Origin of the sequence: Bacillus cereus group sp. MYBK15-3, from assembly GCF_051916765.1 — a bacterium.
Taxonomy (GTDB): Bacteria; Bacillota; Bacilli; order Bacillales; family Bacillaceae_G; genus Bacillus_A; species Bacillus_A cereus.
In genome coordinates, this window is sequence record NZ_JBQAHG010000002.1 from 150430 (window position 1) to 165348 (window position 14919).

The window sequence follows — 14919 nt, forward strand, 5'->3', positions numbered from 1 at the left end:
ATACCTAAATCCGTTCTTTGCAAAGGAGGGAGAGAAGGTGGGGCGCACAATAAAAATTGATATTACAAATAAAGTTGTAGCTAAATTTAGACCAAATTATTTGGAATTATATACGAGTAAATTTATGATAGGTAAGTTTTATGTCTATACTGAAGATAAAAAATATGTGTTAGAAGACGGATATATATATGAGAATGGAAAGTTTTATCGCATCATAGATACGCACCGTGGCAATAATCAAGCGGCGGAGGGCTGCGATCTAGGATGGTGTTAACATGATTCGTGTGAAAGTTTTTGATGAAAGTCACGAAAAAGACTTAGAAGACGCTGTGAATGTGTTTTTGAAAAAGATTGATGATAGCAACTTTGTAGATATTAAGTATCAAGTTGGTGTTTCCATTAACGACGATGAAAACCAAATTTATTGTTTTTCAGCAATGATCGTTTATAAAGCATAAAAAAGAGCTGGCTCACCCAGCTCTTTTTTATGTTTTATGTTGGGACAACATGTGTCGGTAATACGTTCATAATAGATTGGGGTGTGCCTAATTTCTTTGTCGTTAAAAGAGGCTCCCCTGTTTCATGATTTTGGGCATCTTTACACATACCAAGGTGATAACGATCACCTAAAAATGGATCAATATAAAAACCGTTTTTGAATACTTTATCATTCGGATGTTTTTCATGATGAATATCAGAGCAGTTAATGCAATAGAACATAGCTTTCATCCCCTTTTTATTTTTGTTTGAAAAAAGTGAGTCGGTAGTCATTTCGCTCCTGAGGAAATGTTGAGGAGAAGAGAAATAACTACCTACTCAAATGGTGGGCATATTCCTTCTGATTTGTCATATCTCGCGTATTGTCCCTTGAGGGAAGGAGGAGAGACGAAGTACGCATGATATAAGTAAGGCGCTTCTTTCAATATGAATGATGGAGTTTCATGTTGAGAGAAGTTTTTATTTTGTATTGCCTTTGTGAGTATATTATGAGGGAATGCTAAGAGGGTGTTTGTCCTGTTGAAAAAATGTTGAGAATTTCTCAACAGTAAAAGAATTGGCGTTGACATGAAACTAAAAGGTGTTATATTATCGAAGTATAACCAAAAGGTGTTATGTTGTAACGCCGAGTAAAGGAGAATGAAAATGGAACAACAAAATACATTAAATGATATTAAACAAACAATCGTTTTTAACGCGTCTATTCAAAAGGTATGGAGTGTAGTATCAACTGCAGAAGGGATTGCGTCATGGTTTATGCCAAATGATTTTGTATTAGAGGTAGGACATGAATTTCATGTGCAATCACCATTTGGGCCATCACCATGTAAAGTGTTAGAAATTGATGAGCCAAACCATTTATCTTTCTCATGGGATACAGATGGCTGGGTTGTTTCATTTAATTTGAAAGACTTAGGAGATAACAAAACAGAATTTACGTTAATTCACGGCGGCTGGAAACATCCTGATGAAATTCTTCCGAAAGCAAATGCGAAGAGCTCTATTATTCGCGATAGAATGAGCGGTGGTTGGGTAGCAATTGTAAATGAAAAACTGAAAAAGGTTGTCGAAGGCTAAGTGTCCTCGTCAGCAGCGAAATATGATGTATTTCAAGCAATTGCTGATCCAACCCGCCGAGAAGTAATACGGTTATTAAGTGACAAAGAGTTACCGATTTCCAAAATAACGGATCATTTTCCGATGAGTCGTACTGCGGTTGTAAAGCACCTTCATATTCTTTCGGAAGCAAATTTAGTAAGTGGAAGAAAAAGCGGAAGAGAGAAGATATATCGTTTGCATCCAGAACCATTAGAAGAATTACAACAGTGGCTCTCATATTATGAACGTTTTTGGGATAATAAATTATCCATGCTGAAACATATTGTGGAGAATGAAGAATAAAAAAAGGATGACCAAAATGGTCATCCTTTTTATTGTTGCTCACTTGTTTGTGTAGCTGGCTTTAATAAAAGCCAACCGATAATTAATGTACATACTGCTAATACGAAAGTGCTCATATAAATAACGTGTACACTTGCAGCTAATGCGGATTGTGATTCAGTGGCTACACTTGCTGTAGTCCCGCCGTGTCCACCAGATACAAGATCAAGGTTTTTAATGCCGCGTGCATGAATCATCGTATTAAAGATTGTTCCAAAGATTGCAGCACCTAACGTTTGACTGAATGTATTAATAAATGTGTTTAAACCAACGGCTGTTCCGCGTGTATGAGCTGGTACGGCTGCTTGAATTGTTACCATGTAAATCGGTGTCACAAGCCCCATTCCTAAGCCGAATAATCCGACTGCTACATAAATAAGGAACGATGGTGAATTTGTTGATAGTGTAAATAATAAGAACGTAGCGACTGATAAAATGCTAGCTCCAAGTAAAATGATTTGTTTCGTTTTTAATTTGCCTACTAAGTTACCAGAGAAAATAGCGCCAAATGTCCACATAACAGGGATTGGCATTAAAATAAGTCCAGCTTCTGTAGCATTTTTCCCTAATACACCTTGGCTCCAAATTGGAAGGTACATTGTAATACTAATAATCATTGCGCCAGCAATAAGAGTTAATATATTTATCGTAGATAATGTACGGTTAGAGAAAAGTGCTAGCGGAATTAATGGTTCTGGAGATTTTTTCTCGATGAATAAGAAAATAATAAATGAAATAGCGGCAAAGATTAATAGGCCGATAATTGTCATGTCTCCCCAGTTTTGCTTACTGCTACCTGTTAATAATGCATATAGTAGAGCGATTGTACTTAATGAGAAGACTGTTGCACCAAGATAATCGATATGATGCTTAGCAGGTTTAATAGATTCTTTGTAGTAAATTGCAATCATTAAGCAAGCGATAATTCCGAATGGAACGTTTAGGAAGAAAATATAGCGCCAAGAAAGGGAATCAACTAAAAATCCACCTACTAACGGTCCGATAACACCGGATACACCCCAAACGGCACTCATCCAACCTTGTGCTTTCGCGCGGTCTTTCGCTTCGCTATATAAGTCTCCAATAATCGTCATTGTGATTGGCATAACAGCACCAGCACCGATACCTTGAAGCGCGCGGAAGAAGATTAATTGTTCCATCGATGTAACGATTCCGCAAAGTGCAGAACCGACTAAAAAGATTGTAGCTCCGATTAGTAAAACTTTTTTACGGCCAAATAAATCAGCGAGCTTTCCGTATATTGGAGTCGAAACAGCTGTTGCAAGCATATAAATTGCATATACCCAACTAACAAGTTCGACGCCTGACAAATCACTCGTTATACGAGGGATTGCTGTACTAACAATCGTTCCTTCTACCGCAGAAAGAAACGTCATTAACATTAAAGACATCATGACTTTTTTTCTCATTTGTTTTCCCCTTACCCTTTTTTAAATATTCAACAATATAAAATATAAAGGTACTAAGGTAAATAAAGCAACAAAAAAGCAATGGAAAGTTACATGGAGCAGATATTTGTCGCTTCTTGTCGGTAAGTCGATAAATTTGGGAAATCGCCGATATAAGTTGCAGAATCGCTGATAAATTTGGAAAATCGCCGATATAATTACAGAATCGGTGGAATCACCGATAATAATTTCATGTACCTATAAAAAAAGAAACAGGAATCCCTGTTTCTTTTTTTAATACTGCATTTTCGCGTTTTCTCCAGCTGTCGTTCCGGCAATTCTACCAGTAACAAGGGCTGATGTAATATTATAGCCACCAGTATAACCATGAATATCAAGAACTTCTCCGCAGAAATATAAGCCGTTCGTAAATTTAGAAGACATTTCTTTCGGGTTAACTTCTTTCACGGATACACCGCCGCCAGTAACGAATGCTTTTTCAATTGACTGCGTACCATTTACATTCACAGTAAACTCTTTAAAGTCTTTCACAAGTGCACGAATCTTTTCGTGAGAAACTTGTCCAGCTTGTTCGCTGCCGTCAATTTCATTTTTTTCTAATAAGAATAGGAAGTAACGTTCAGGAACATAACCTTTTAAAACGTTTTTAATTCCTTTTTTCGGATCTTCTTTCATTTGTTTCAGCATGCGCTGAAATAGTTGCTCACTATTTTCCTCTGGCAATGCATCAATACTCATTTGTATTGTATTCGTTTTAAACTTTTTCAGTGCTTTCACGACGAATTGACTACAGCGAAGAGCAGCAGGACCAGATAGGCCAAAATGAGTGAAGAGCATGTCCATTTTGTGAGAAATGATAGTTTTTCCTTTCGGGTTTAATACGCTTAAGTTTATATCACGTAAAGCAAGACCTTGTAATGAGCGGTCACGTATAAACGGCTCGTTTGAAAGGATAGGTACTTCTGTTGGGAATAATTCTGTAATTGTATGACCCGCTTTTTCAGCCCAAGCATATCCGTCTCCAGTAGATCCGGTTTGAGGAACTGATTTTCCGCCAACAGCGATAACGACGTGATTTGTTTCTAACACTTCACCTGTTTGCAGTATAACTGCTTTCGTTTGACCATTTTCATATTCAATCGTTTCAACAGGCGTATTTGTACGAATTTTTACACCTAAGTCTTTTAATCGTGTTAAAAGTGCGTCTACAACAGATTGTGCTTTGTTTGACACAGGGAACATGCGACCGTGGTCTTCTTCTTTCAATTTAACACCAAGATTTTCGAAGAATGTAATAATATCTTCATTATTAAAAATAGAAAAAGCGCTGTATAAGAAGCGACCGTTTCCTGGTATATGTTTAACAATTTCATCAAGTGGTAGACGGTTTGTTACGTTACAGCGTCCGCCACCAGAAATTGCAAGTTTACGCCCAAGTTTATTTCCTTTATCAAGAAGTAAGACATTTGCGCCTTCTTCTGCAGCACCAATTGCAGCCATTAGCCCAGAAGGACCGCCGCCGATGACAATAACATCATAATGCATAATATATCGACCTCATTTTCTACATTTCCTGCCTAAAAGAATAGCATGTTTTCCCTTAAAAGAAAAATAGAGTGAAGTACTGCTTAATGAGAGAATTGTGGTACAATACAAAAGTTAGAGTTCAGCACTATCCTGCCATTTGTAGGCGATAAGACTAAAACCTCAAGATTTAGGAGAAGTAAATAGGGAGTCTGTTAGCCTGTAAATGCTCGAATGGTTCAACTAATAAGGAGTAGGAGAGAAGTCTCCAACTAATTATAGTTTCACTTTATGTAGATGTAGGAGGATTTTTGTATGTCCGATTCGAAATTTCTGCGCGGAACGCTTATTGTTACGCTAGGGACATTTTTAGTAAAGTTCTTAGGCATGATTTACGTCTTTCCGTTTCATGCATTAGTAGGAACAGAAGGCGGAACGCTCTATACATATGGATACATTCCATATACGATCTTTTTAAGTATCGCAACGGCAGGTGTGCCACTTGCTGTTTCAAAATTTGTTTCCAAATATAATGCGCTTGGCGATTATAAAACGAGCCGGAGAATGTTCCGCTCGGGAATGGTTATGATGATAGTAACAGGAGTTCTTTCGTTCCTAGTACTGTACATGACGGCGCCATTGTTTGCAGAAGCGATGCTTGGTAAACAAAGTATACACAATAATGTAGGAGAAGTTACGACGATTATTCGTCTTGTAAGTTTCGCACTTATTGTTGTACCAGCAGCGAGTTTAATTCGTGGTTATTTCCAAGGTCACCAGTCTATGGGACCAACTACCGTTTCACAAATTATTGAACAAATTATTCGTATCGTCTTTTTATTAGCAGGTAGTTTTATCGTTATTAAAGTACTTGGCGGTACAGTTGCAACAGCAGTTGGAGTAGCGACATTTGCTGCGTTCGTTTCAGCGGTTGGAGCACTCGGTGTGTTAATTTGGTACTGGTTAAAACGTAAAAAATATTTGGATCAATATCTAATTGAACAAACTGTACCAGAATCAACAGTAAGCACCGTTCAATTGTTTAAAGAGTTATTTGCATATGCGATTCCTTACGTTGTAATTGGGTTAACAATTCCTTTATATCAACAAATTGATACATTGACATTTAACTCAATTATGCAGGCGATTGGTCAAGGTGATATCGCAGAGCGAGCTCTCGGTATTTTCACAATGTGGACGCATAAGTTAATTATGATTCCTGTATCACTTGCAACAGCGTTTAGTTTAACGCTTGTACCAGCAATTACAAAATCATTTACTGAAAAACAATACCGTTATTTGAAATTACAAATTACACAAACATTCCAGGCGAATATGTTTTTAACATTGCCAGCAGTTGTCGGTATTTCTTCACTGGCATATCCAATTTATACTGCGTTTTACGATTCAGATCCACTAGGTGGACAAGTATTAATGTGGTATGCACCAGTTGCGTTGTTATTCGCTTTATTTACAGTAACAGCGGCAATCCTGCAAGGTATTAACCAGCAGAAGCATGCGATTATTGCGCTTATAATGGGCGTTATTTTGAAATTTGTATGTAACGTAATCTTTATTCGTTATTTCGGTACAGTAGGAGCAATTCTAGCAACAGCAGTTGGTTTCTTAGCTTCTGTTTGGTACACAAATCAACAAATTAAAAAATACGCACACTATTCATTCGGTGTTGTATATAAAAGAACATTCCAAATTGCAGTACTAACACTTATAATGGTCGTTGCTGTAAAACTATCACAATGGCTTCTATCCTTCATGATTTCGCCTGATGGCCGTATGGGTGCTCTTATAACAGTTGCAATTTGTGCAGGTATTGGCGGTCTTGTTTACGGATTGTTAGCAATTCGCACAGGAGTACTTGAAAGAGTATTTGGCGGAGAAGCATTAGATAAAATTCAACGTAAACTTGGTAGTAGATTTAAAATAAAGTTGAAATCAAGAGGGGCGTAATTACGTCCCCTTTTCTATGATAAATAAAGAAGGTGAAAAACGTGAGATTAGATAAATTATTAGCAAATATGGGATATGGAAGTAGAAAAGAAGTAAAGAAATTATTGAAAGACGGCGTTGTGAAAATTGATGGAACGCCAGTAAAAGATGCGAAAGTTCATGTAAATGTAGAAGAGCAAGAAGTTATGATTCACGGTGAAGTTGTGGAATACAAAGAATTTGTTTACTTAATGATGCATAAACCACAAGGTGTTATTTCAGCGACGGAAGATGATAATCATGAAACAGTAATAGATTTATTAGAATTAGAAGATGCAATCTTTGATCCGTTCCCAGTTGGACGACTTGATATCGATACGGAAGGTTTCTTATTGATAACAAATGATGGGAAGTTATCACATCAATTATTATCTCCGAAAAAGCATGTGCCGAAAAAATATTATGCACACGTTGCAGGAGTAGTAACAGAAGAGGATGTAAAAGAGTTTGCTAAAGGTGTTATTTTAGATGATGGCTATGAAACAAAGCCAGGTGCACTTACAATATTGAAAAGCGATGATATTTCTGAAATTGAGCTTGTGATTACGGAAGGGAAATTCCATCAAGTGAAGCGTATGTTTGAAGCGGTAGGGAAAAAAGTAGTCTACCTAAAGAGAACAGAGATGGGTCCGTTAGTATTAGATGAAGAACTAGAACTTGGACAATACCGAGAGCTAACAGATGAAGAAGTAGAAATGTTAAAAACATATCAAGTAGATACTGAAAAGTAGTACCTTTATAGGCGCAGAAAAGACCCCTTTCTAATTATTAGAAAGGGGTATGTATTTATTTACATACAATTATTTTTCATTATGAGGTCATTCTCACTTTCTTTCCTGTTGTTGTCCACTTACCGCGGCAAGGGCTATACACGAGTTCATTAAACTGCAACACATTTAGATCACGTTGTATCGTTCGCGGTGTGATCCCGAACTCATCTACAAGGTCTTTCGTCGTTACCGTTCCGTTTTCATTGATGTACATATAAATTGATTTAATGCGTGTTAGCATACGAGTAGTTGTAGGTTTCAAGAGAAAACCACTCCTCTACTAGTTTTTTTGACCCCATTCAGGAAAGAAGGTCGTTACTACCATTGTACTCTACATGATAAAATTCATGCTTTAATCTACTTAAATTTTACAGAAATTTAACAAATATTCATATAGAAAAATATTGGTAGTTGACATTGTATATATGGTCAGTCAACTAACACATAAAATTCTACGTAAAACGCCAAATTCCTGCAAATTTTTTTGAAAAAATAAAAGAAAAACTAATGAGAAATATCTGAAATATTACAATTGTTCGGTATTTAGTTTTCGTGTATGGCATAAGAGATTTCGGTTTGTTATGATGAAAGAAACAATATAGTGAAGGATGGATGCGTGATGTCAGCAATTAATTGGACAGAAGAAGTTGCGAAACGAAAAGATGATTTAATTCGTGATACACAACAATTTTTACAAATTAAAAGTGTATGGGAAGAAGAATCGGCGAAAGAGGGCGCACCATTCGGTGAAGGTGTAGAAAAAGCTTTATCTTTCATGTTACATAAAGGAGAAACTGAAGGTTTTACTTCTAAAAATTTAGAAGGATATGCAGGTCATCTTGAAATGGGGCAAGGAGAAGAGTTAGTAGGCATTCTTTGTCACGTTGACGTTGTACCAGAAGGCGATGGCTGGACGACTCCTGCATATAGTGCAGATATTCGCGACGGAAAGATTTTTGCACGTGGTGCAATTGACGATAAAGGCCCAACGATGGCAGCATATTATGCGATGAAAATTGTGAAGGAATTAGGCTTACCTCTTTCCAAACGTGTTCGTATGATTATAGGAACAGATGAGGAAAGCAATTGGAAATGTGTAGATCACTACTTTAAAAATGAAGAAATGCCAACAATCGGTTTTGCACCAGATGCAGACTTTCCAATTATTAATGCAGAAAAAGGAATTTCTGATATACAAGTTGTGCAAAATGGTAGTGAAGAGAAAAAAGGTACATATGAACTTGTTTCATTTGATTCAGGGCGCCGTTTAAATATGGTTCCTGATTTTGCAGAAGCGGTTATTACAGGAGAAGATGTAAATGCACTTACAGTAGCATATGAAGAGTATTTACAAACTGCTAAAAAAATAGGGAAATCGACTATAGAAGGAAATGCAGTGACGTTGCAAATAGAAGGAATTTCAGCGCACGGATCTACTCCTGAAAAAGGAGAAAATGCAGGTTTATTATTAGCAAACTTCTTAACTACAGTTTCACTTGATGGAAAAGCAACTGCATTTGCGACATTTGCAACAGAAACATTTACTGGTGATATTTTTGGTGAAAAAGCTACTATTGCTTATAAAGATGAAATTAGCGGTCCGTTAACAGTGAATGTCGGTCGCATTTCTTATACGAAAGAAAACGGTGGTAACTTAGGGCTAAACGTACGTTACCCAGTTACAACTAACTTTGAAGAAACAATTGTGAAGTTGAAAGAATATGTTGGTACGCATGGTTTTGAAGTGGCTGACTATTCTAATTCTCGCCCACATCACGTCGATAAAGATCACGTATTAATCCGTACGTTACAACGTGTGTATGAAGAACAAACAGGTGAAAAAGCAGAACTATTAGCAATCGGCGGCGGTACTTATGCTCGTTCATTAAAAGCTGGTGTGGCATTTGGCCCGCTATTCCCTGGAAAAGAAGAACTTGCGCATCAAAAAGATGAGTATATCGAAATTGAAGACTTATTAAAAGCAACAGCAATTTACGCGCAAGCAATTCATGAATTAGCAAAGTAATGGATATATAAATAATGTCCGCTCTCTATTTTGGAGAGCGGCTTCTTTTTACCTGAATGAGATAAGAAAGAAAAGCAACAATAGAAAGAAGGAGAAGATGTACATGGAACTGCATTATTTTGTCGCAATTACGTTACCGAATCATATAAAAGAAATGCTGTATAACTATAAAAAGGACATGCAAGAGGAATTACAATTTCGTTCATGGGTACATAAAGAAGACTATCATATTACCCTTTCATTTTTAGGGAGTGCAACGGAGGAACAATTAGAGGGAATAAAGAATGGATTACAAACAGTTGCAGAAACAAAAGAACTATCGTTCACGTTACAAGGTTTTTCAACGTTTGGTAGGGAAGATCAGCCTCGTATTTTTTGGGCGAAGGTAAGTGAGAATCACCATTTGTTTCACTTGCAAAAGCAAGTACATGCCATTTGTGAAGAAAATGGATTTTCTCTAGAAACACGCCCGTATCACCCGCATATTACCGTTGCTCGTAAATGGATAGGAGAAGAAAAGTTTCGTTTAGAAAGTATAAAAGAAGTGCCTGAAATATCATTTCAAGCAGATACAATTACTTTATACGAATCCCACGTGAAAGAAACCCCGAAGTATAAATCGATTGCTGAAATAAAATTACAAAAATAGAATGTTGAAAACGTTTTTTATGCAGGTGAATATACTATAGAGAAGAATGGAGTTACTGTATAGAGTCTTGTTGATAAGAAAAGCCTTATCATTTGCAGCTCATTTTATCTCGCCTAATTGGTGAAGGCTAATAATAAGTGAGGATGGAAAAATTTTCTCGCTCATTAAAGTTTCACTTTATTTTAACTTTGAGAATGATGGTGATTTTTTTATGTTGAAAGTAAAACGTCCATTTGATGCCTATTTAGATGAAATGAATAAAATTACAATTTTGCTCCCACATGCGTATGGAACAAGTCGGACATTTCGTTTGCAAGAAGGAAGTAATGTGAAAGATTTACCGATTGCTCATACTATTGCGCTTCCAGATGCAACGAAGTATGAGTGCTTTATAGAAGAGCCGCTAGATGTGGGGAAGTATTATACAGTACGAGATGAACGGAATGAAGAAACTGATTTACAAATAGGTGCTGTTATTCGAACAAAAATTTTCGATGAAAAGTATTATTACGAAGGTACAGATTTAGGTGCTGTGTATCAAAAACAAGAAACGACATTTAAAGTATGGGCCCCAACTGCAAGGCTTGCGAAAGTAAGAATTTATAAGAGCGATAAAGAATATACCGATCATGAAATGTACAGGGGAGAAAACGGAGTTTGGATTCAAACATTACAAGGTGATTTAGACGGAGCACGCTATACATTTCTTGTTTGTATTAATTTAATATGGAACGAAGCGGTGGATCCTTACGCAAAGTCAGTGACTGTAAATGGAAAGTATGGCATTGTTATCGATTTAGAAAAGACGACTGTAACGAAACGAGAGCAATTACCACCATTACAAGCAATGACAGATGCCATATTGTATGAATTGCATATTCGTGATGCTACTATTCATCCGAACAGTGGAGTGAGTAAAAAAGGGACGTATAAAGGGCTAATGGAAGAAGGAACAACAGGACGAAATGGGACATTGACAGGTTTGTCTCATATAAAAGATTTAGGCGTTACGCATGTTGAATTATTGCCTTTATATTGTTTCGGTGGTGTGGATGAGGCGAATCCTTCTTCTGCCTATAATTGGGGGTACAATCCATTATATTACAATGCACCAACAGCATATTATGCTACAAACCCCTCTGATTCGTATAACAGGATAGTTGAGTGCAAACAACTAATTGAAACATTTCATGAACAAGGTATTAGGGTGATTATAGATGTTGTATATAATCATGTTTATGAAAGAGAGCTATCATCATTTGAGAAGCTTGTTCCAGGATATTATTTTCGTCATGGTGAAGATGGTATGCCTTCTAATGGGACGGGAGTCGGAAATGATATAGCGTCTGAACGGAAAATGATGAGGAAATTCATTGTAGAGTCTATTTTATATTGGCTTACTGAATACAATGTCGATGGATTCCGATTCGACTTAATGGGAATTTTAGATATTGATACAATGAATATGATAGAGAAAGAAGTGCGAAACATAAAACGAGATGCTTTGTTATTAGGAGAAGGATGGGATTTACAAACACCGCTTCCTCTTGAGGAAAAAGCAACGTTAAATAATGCGAAGAAAATGCCACATATCGCGCAGTTTAATGATCAATTTCGTGATGGGATAAAAGGGAGTACATTTCATATAAATAAGCGTGGTTTTGCATTTGGTGGGCATGTAGACTGTAATCATTTGCAGTATATTGCAGCAGGAAGTCTTTTAAGTATGAAAGAAACAGGGCTGTTTTTAGAGCCGGCGCAAAGCATTAACTATGTAGAATGTCATGATAATATGACGATGTGGGATAAACTAGTGCGCAGTAATGAAGAATCAGAAACGATTTTGAAAAAACGTCACCTATTAGCGAGCGCAATGGTTATTCTTTCACAAGGCATTCCTTTCTTACACGCAGGGCAAGAGTTTTATCGTACGAAGAAAGGAAATGAAAATAGTTATAATGCAAATGATGAGATCAATCAATTAGATTGGGATCAAAAAGAGAAAGAGATAGAAACCGTTAACTATATAAAAGGTTTAATTGCGATTCGTAAAGAGCATGGGGCATTCCGATTACAAAATGCAGACCTTATAAAAAAACATATGACTTTTTTACAAACATCTACAGAAGTACTTGCATATCACCTAGAGCATGCAGAATCGTTTGGGCCGTGGAAAGAGATTATCGTCTTATTTAATAGCGGTTTAGAAGCTAAAACTGTGCAACTTCCGAAAGAAGCAACGTGGCATGTGTTAGTAAACGAAAACGAAGCGAAAATAGAGCCAATTTCTTCATTTAGAGGAAAGGAACTTAGGCTCGCTCCAGTTAGCACGTATATATTGACGATAATGTGACAAATCGCTACTTGACGATGAGAATGTAATAAATGTAGAATTGACAAAGGTGACGATTTTGATAAGTTGTCATTCTATGACAGGTTTTGTAAAATAAAATAGAGGATTTTTGGCTTAGGCTAATTTTTCTTTTCATTTACAGTAAAATATATGAATCCACAACATGTGTAGAAATGTTGCGGTTTTTCTTTTCATAACTATAAAAGATAAGGATTTGTTAACGGGTAATGAATATGGAATGGTTGGAACAATTATTAGGAAAAGAGTGGAGTCTTGTACCGGCTGGTGGAGTAACGGGCGATGCATATATTGCGCAAAACGGACAACAGAAGTTATTTTTAAAGCGGAATACATCGCCCTTTTTAGCGGTATTGTCAGCAGAAGGAATTGTTCCAAAATTACTTTGGACAAGAAGGGTAACGAATGGTGATGTAATTTCTGCTCAAAAATGGCTTCCGGGACAGAAGCTAGAGCCAGAGGATATGAAACTAGAACGTGTTGCGAAACTTTTGAAGAAAATACACTCCTCTAAAGCGCTTGTACAGATGATTCAAAGACTTGGGAAGCAGCCGCTTCACGCACAAGAGTTATTACAACAACTGCAACTCGTTTTAAGAGGAGATATAAGGGATGATGAAACAATTCAGCAAGGCCTTCAATATTTAATGGATTCATTAAAAGCTATTGAATACAATGAATTCGTTGTATGCCATTGTGATGTAAACCATAACAACTGGCTATTGTCGGATGAAGATGAATTGTTTTTAATTGATTGGGATGGAGCTGTAATTGCTGACCCAGCTCTAGACCTCGGTATGTTATTATATTGGTACATTCCGCGCCAGGAGTGGAGTGAGTGGCTCGGTTATTATGATATTGAAATGGATGAATCGCTGCTTAGGCGTATGAGATGGTATGTGATAGCACAAACGATTTTGTCTATTCAATGGCATACAACAAAAAAACAGCAAGCAGAAGCTGAATATTGGCATCAATATTTACAGCAACTACTTGCTTCAGAATAATACTTAAGAAAAATTGTCCATTCCAGCAATCCACTGAGTAAGTTGTTCTTGATTATTGGAAATATGGTTGTCCAAATTAGAGGAAGATTTACCCGATTGACTATAAGAATATACATCGTTTAGCATTGTTTTAGCGTCACTACTTATATTATCGTTTGCGAGTAACGATTGAATGAGGCGCTCTAATTGCTCGCATTCTGAAACTGTCCCGCAGCAATCACTTTGGTGGTTGACTAAAATATCTTTCAGCACTTCTAATTGATGTTGTTGATTAATTGGCATGAACGGATCATCCTTTCGATTGTTTTTCTCTTCAAATGTAAGAGAAAAAGCTGTTTCGTCATGGAATGTTTAATGCTGTATGTAGTTTTTATCAAAATGGTACATCTTATACTTGAAAGAAACGGACCGAGTGCTCGTACGTACTTGGTTTTTTGTTTGGTAGATTGATTAAAAAAGAAAGAAGGAATTATTCCTTTAAAATAGCTATGTAAAGAGAGGGAAACATCTATGCGTTTAAGACATAAACCGTATGCAATGGATCGAATTAATGAATATTCACATATCGTAATCGGAAACCCAGAGGAGCGCGCTGGTAGCTGGAAAGAAGTATTTGGAAACGAACAACCAATTCACATTGAAGTAGGTACAGGTCGTGGCCGCTTCATGTATGATATGGCAAAAGCGAATCCACATATTAATTATATTGGAATTGAAAAATTCACAAGTGTTGTTGTAGATGCACTTGATAAATTAATTGAAGAAGAATTACCAAACTTAAAGTTAATTAATAAAGATGCTGAAGATTTAACAGTTTTCTTTGCGAAAGGTGAAATTGATCGCGTTTATTTAAACTTCTCAGATCCATGGCCAAAGAAACGTCATACGAAGCGTCGTTTAACGTATAAAACATTTTTACGTAATTACGAAGAAGTGTTAGTAGAAGGCGGAGAAATTCATTTCAAAACAGATAACCAAGGTCTATTTGAATATTCTCTTATGAGTATGGCTGAGTATGGTATGTTACTAACTTACTTAAGCTTAGATCTTCATAACAGCGACTTTGAAGGTAACATCATGACTGAATACGAAGAGAAATTCTCTAGTAAAGGTCATCGTATTTACCGAGTTGAAGCAAAATATCGTACAGAGCCTATGCAGTAATGCATAGGTTTTTTATATCTAAAATAATCAGAA

At 36.6% G+C, this 14919-nt stretch carries 16 protein-coding genes; 11 read left to right on the top strand and 5 right to left on the bottom strand.

The annotated features are described in order from the left end of the window. Positions 1-37: 37 nt before the first annotated feature. Entirely contained in the window at positions 38-274 is a 237-nt protein-coding gene (locus tag ACTFR8_RS09160; RefSeq protein ID WP_000533804.1) for a DUF2553 family protein, read from the top strand. Position 275: 1 nt separating this feature from the next. Continuing rightward, positions 276-458, top strand: a complete 183-nt coding sequence (locus tag ACTFR8_RS09165; RefSeq protein WP_000621751.1) for a sporulation protein Cse60 — start codon at positions 276-278, stop codon at positions 456-458. A 34-nt stretch (positions 459-492) separates the two neighbouring features. On the opposite strand, the gene ACTFR8_RS09170 is transcribed toward ACTFR8_RS09165, so the two are convergent. Continuing rightward, positions 493-720, bottom strand: coding sequence for a DUF3973 domain-containing protein (locus ACTFR8_RS09170; protein ID WP_000498988.1), 228 nt, complete (start codon positions 718-720; stop codon positions 493-495). Positions 721-1143: 423 nt separating this feature from the next. Between ACTFR8_RS09170 and ACTFR8_RS09175 the strand changes: the two genes are divergently transcribed. Both ACTFR8_RS09175 and ACTFR8_RS09180 read left to right on the top strand, forming a co-directional pair. Next, a complete protein-coding gene (locus ACTFR8_RS09175) occupies positions 1144-1575 on the top strand; it encodes an SRPBCC family protein (protein WP_000437769.1) in 432 nt (143 codons plus the stop codon). Beyond that, positions 1576-1899, top strand: a complete 324-nt coding sequence (locus ACTFR8_RS09180) for an ArsR/SmtB family transcription factor (protein WP_000098837.1) — start codon at positions 1576-1578, stop codon at positions 1897-1899. Positions 1900-1928: 29 nt separating this feature from the next. Here the strand turns inward: ACTFR8_RS09180 and ACTFR8_RS09185 are convergent, their stop codons facing one another. Together ACTFR8_RS09185 and ACTFR8_RS09190 are read right to left on the bottom strand one after the other, a co-directional pair. After that, a complete protein-coding gene (locus ACTFR8_RS09185) occupies positions 1929-3368 on the bottom strand; it encodes an MDR family MFS transporter (RefSeq protein WP_001228005.1) in 1440 nt (479 codons plus the stop codon). Positions 3369-3641: 273 nt separating this feature from the next. Further along, the gene (locus ACTFR8_RS09190) at positions 3642-4913 is read right to left on the bottom strand and encodes an NAD(P)/FAD-dependent oxidoreductase (protein ID WP_098537321.1); all 1272 of its coding nucleotides are present in this window, start codon (positions 4911-4913) and stop codon (positions 3642-3644) included. Between the two features lie 294 nt (positions 4914-5207). Here ACTFR8_RS09190 and ACTFR8_RS09195 point away from each other — a divergent pair, with 294 nt between their 5' ends. Further along, positions 5208-6860: a putative polysaccharide biosynthesis protein gene (locus tag ACTFR8_RS09195; RefSeq protein ID WP_001284030.1), complete on the top strand. Its 1653-nt coding sequence runs from the start codon at positions 5208-5210 to the stop codon at positions 6858-6860. A gap of 41 nt (positions 6861-6901) precedes the next feature. Then, on the top strand, positions 6902-7630 hold the full coding sequence (locus ACTFR8_RS09200; RefSeq protein ID WP_001234947.1) for a pseudouridine synthase: 729 nt from the start codon (positions 6902-6904) through the stop codon (positions 7628-7630). 79 nt (positions 7631-7709) lie between these two features. On the opposite strand, the gene ACTFR8_RS09205 is transcribed toward ACTFR8_RS09200, so the two are convergent. After that, positions 7710-7931, bottom strand: coding sequence for a DeoR family transcriptional regulator (locus ACTFR8_RS09205; RefSeq protein ID WP_000805512.1), 222 nt, complete (start codon positions 7929-7931; stop codon positions 7710-7712). 357 nt (positions 7932-8288) lie between these two features. Here ACTFR8_RS09205 and pepV point away from each other — a divergent pair, with 357 nt between their 5' ends. From pepV to ACTFR8_RS09225, 4 genes are all read left to right on the top strand, one after another. Continuing rightward, positions 8289-9695, top strand: coding sequence for a dipeptidase PepV (pepV, locus tag ACTFR8_RS09210; RefSeq protein WP_001274258.1), 1407 nt, complete (start codon positions 8289-8291; stop codon positions 9693-9695). Positions 9696-9798: 103 nt separating this feature from the next. Continuing rightward, complete coding sequence (gene thpR, locus ACTFR8_RS09215) at positions 9799-10344, top strand: RNA 2',3'-cyclic phosphodiesterase (RefSeq protein ID WP_000418999.1); 546 nt, start codon at positions 9799-9801, stop codon at positions 10342-10344. 211 nt (positions 10345-10555) lie between these two features. After that, entirely contained in the window at positions 10556-12697 is a 2142-nt protein-coding gene (pulA, locus tag ACTFR8_RS09220) for a type I pullulanase (protein WP_100619177.1), read from the top strand. 227 nt (positions 12698-12924) lie between these two features. After that, positions 12925-13722, top strand: a complete 798-nt coding sequence (locus tag ACTFR8_RS09225; protein WP_001986674.1) for a phosphotransferase family protein — start codon at positions 12925-12927, stop codon at positions 13720-13722. Between the two features lie 3 nt (positions 13723-13725). Here ACTFR8_RS09225 and ACTFR8_RS09230 read toward each other — a convergent pair whose 3' ends face one another. Then, positions 13726-14004, bottom strand: coding sequence for a YtzH-like family protein (locus ACTFR8_RS09230; protein ID WP_001122235.1), 279 nt, complete (start codon positions 14002-14004; stop codon positions 13726-13728). A gap of 228 nt (positions 14005-14232) precedes the next feature. Between ACTFR8_RS09230 and trmB the strand changes: the two genes are divergently transcribed. Further along, entirely contained in the window at positions 14233-14886 is a 654-nt protein-coding gene (trmB, locus tag ACTFR8_RS09235; RefSeq protein WP_001239385.1) for a tRNA (guanosine(46)-N7)-methyltransferase TrmB, read from the top strand. The last annotated feature ends 33 nt before the right edge of the window (positions 14887-14919 follow it).

Bases quoted from the DNA above. Each gene is read 5' to 3' on its own strand.
- ACTFR8_RS09165 (WP_000621751.1), top strand. From the start codon at position 276: ATGATTCGTGTGAAAGTTTTTGATGAAAGTCACGAAAAAGACTTAGAA.
- ACTFR8_RS09170 (WP_000498988.1), bottom strand. From the start codon at position 720: ATGTTCTATTGCATTAACTGCTCTGATATTCATCATGAAAAACATCCG.
- ACTFR8_RS09175 (WP_000437769.1), top strand. From the start codon at position 1,144: ATGGAACAACAAAATACATTAAATGATATTAAACAAACAATCGTTTTT.
- ACTFR8_RS09185 (WP_001228005.1), bottom strand. From the start codon at position 3,368: ATGAGAAAAAAAGTCATGATGTCTTTAATGTTAATGACGTTTCTTTCT.
- ACTFR8_RS09190 (WP_098537321.1), bottom strand. From the start codon at position 4,913: ATGCATTATGATGTTATTGTCATCGGCGGCGGTCCTTCTGGGCTAATG.
- ACTFR8_RS09195 (WP_001284030.1), top strand. From the start codon at position 5,208: ATGTCCGATTCGAAATTTCTGCGCGGAACGCTTATTGTTACGCTAGGG.
- pepV (WP_001274258.1), top strand. From the start codon at position 8,289: ATGTCAGCAATTAATTGGACAGAAGAAGTTGCGAAACGAAAAGATGAT.
- thpR (WP_000418999.1), top strand. From the start codon at position 9,799: ATGGAACTGCATTATTTTGTCGCAATTACGTTACCGAATCATATAAAA.
- pulA (WP_100619177.1), top strand. From the start codon at position 10,556: ATGTTGAAAGTAAAACGTCCATTTGATGCCTATTTAGATGAAATGAAT.
- ACTFR8_RS09225 (WP_001986674.1), top strand. From the start codon at position 12,925: ATGAATATGGAATGGTTGGAACAATTATTAGGAAAAGAGTGGAGTCTT.
- ACTFR8_RS09230 (WP_001122235.1), bottom strand. From the start codon at position 14,004: ATGCCAATTAATCAACAACATCAATTAGAAGTGCTGAAAGATATTTTA.
- trmB (WP_001239385.1), top strand. From the start codon at position 14,233: ATGCGTTTAAGACATAAACCGTATGCAATGGATCGAATTAATGAATAT.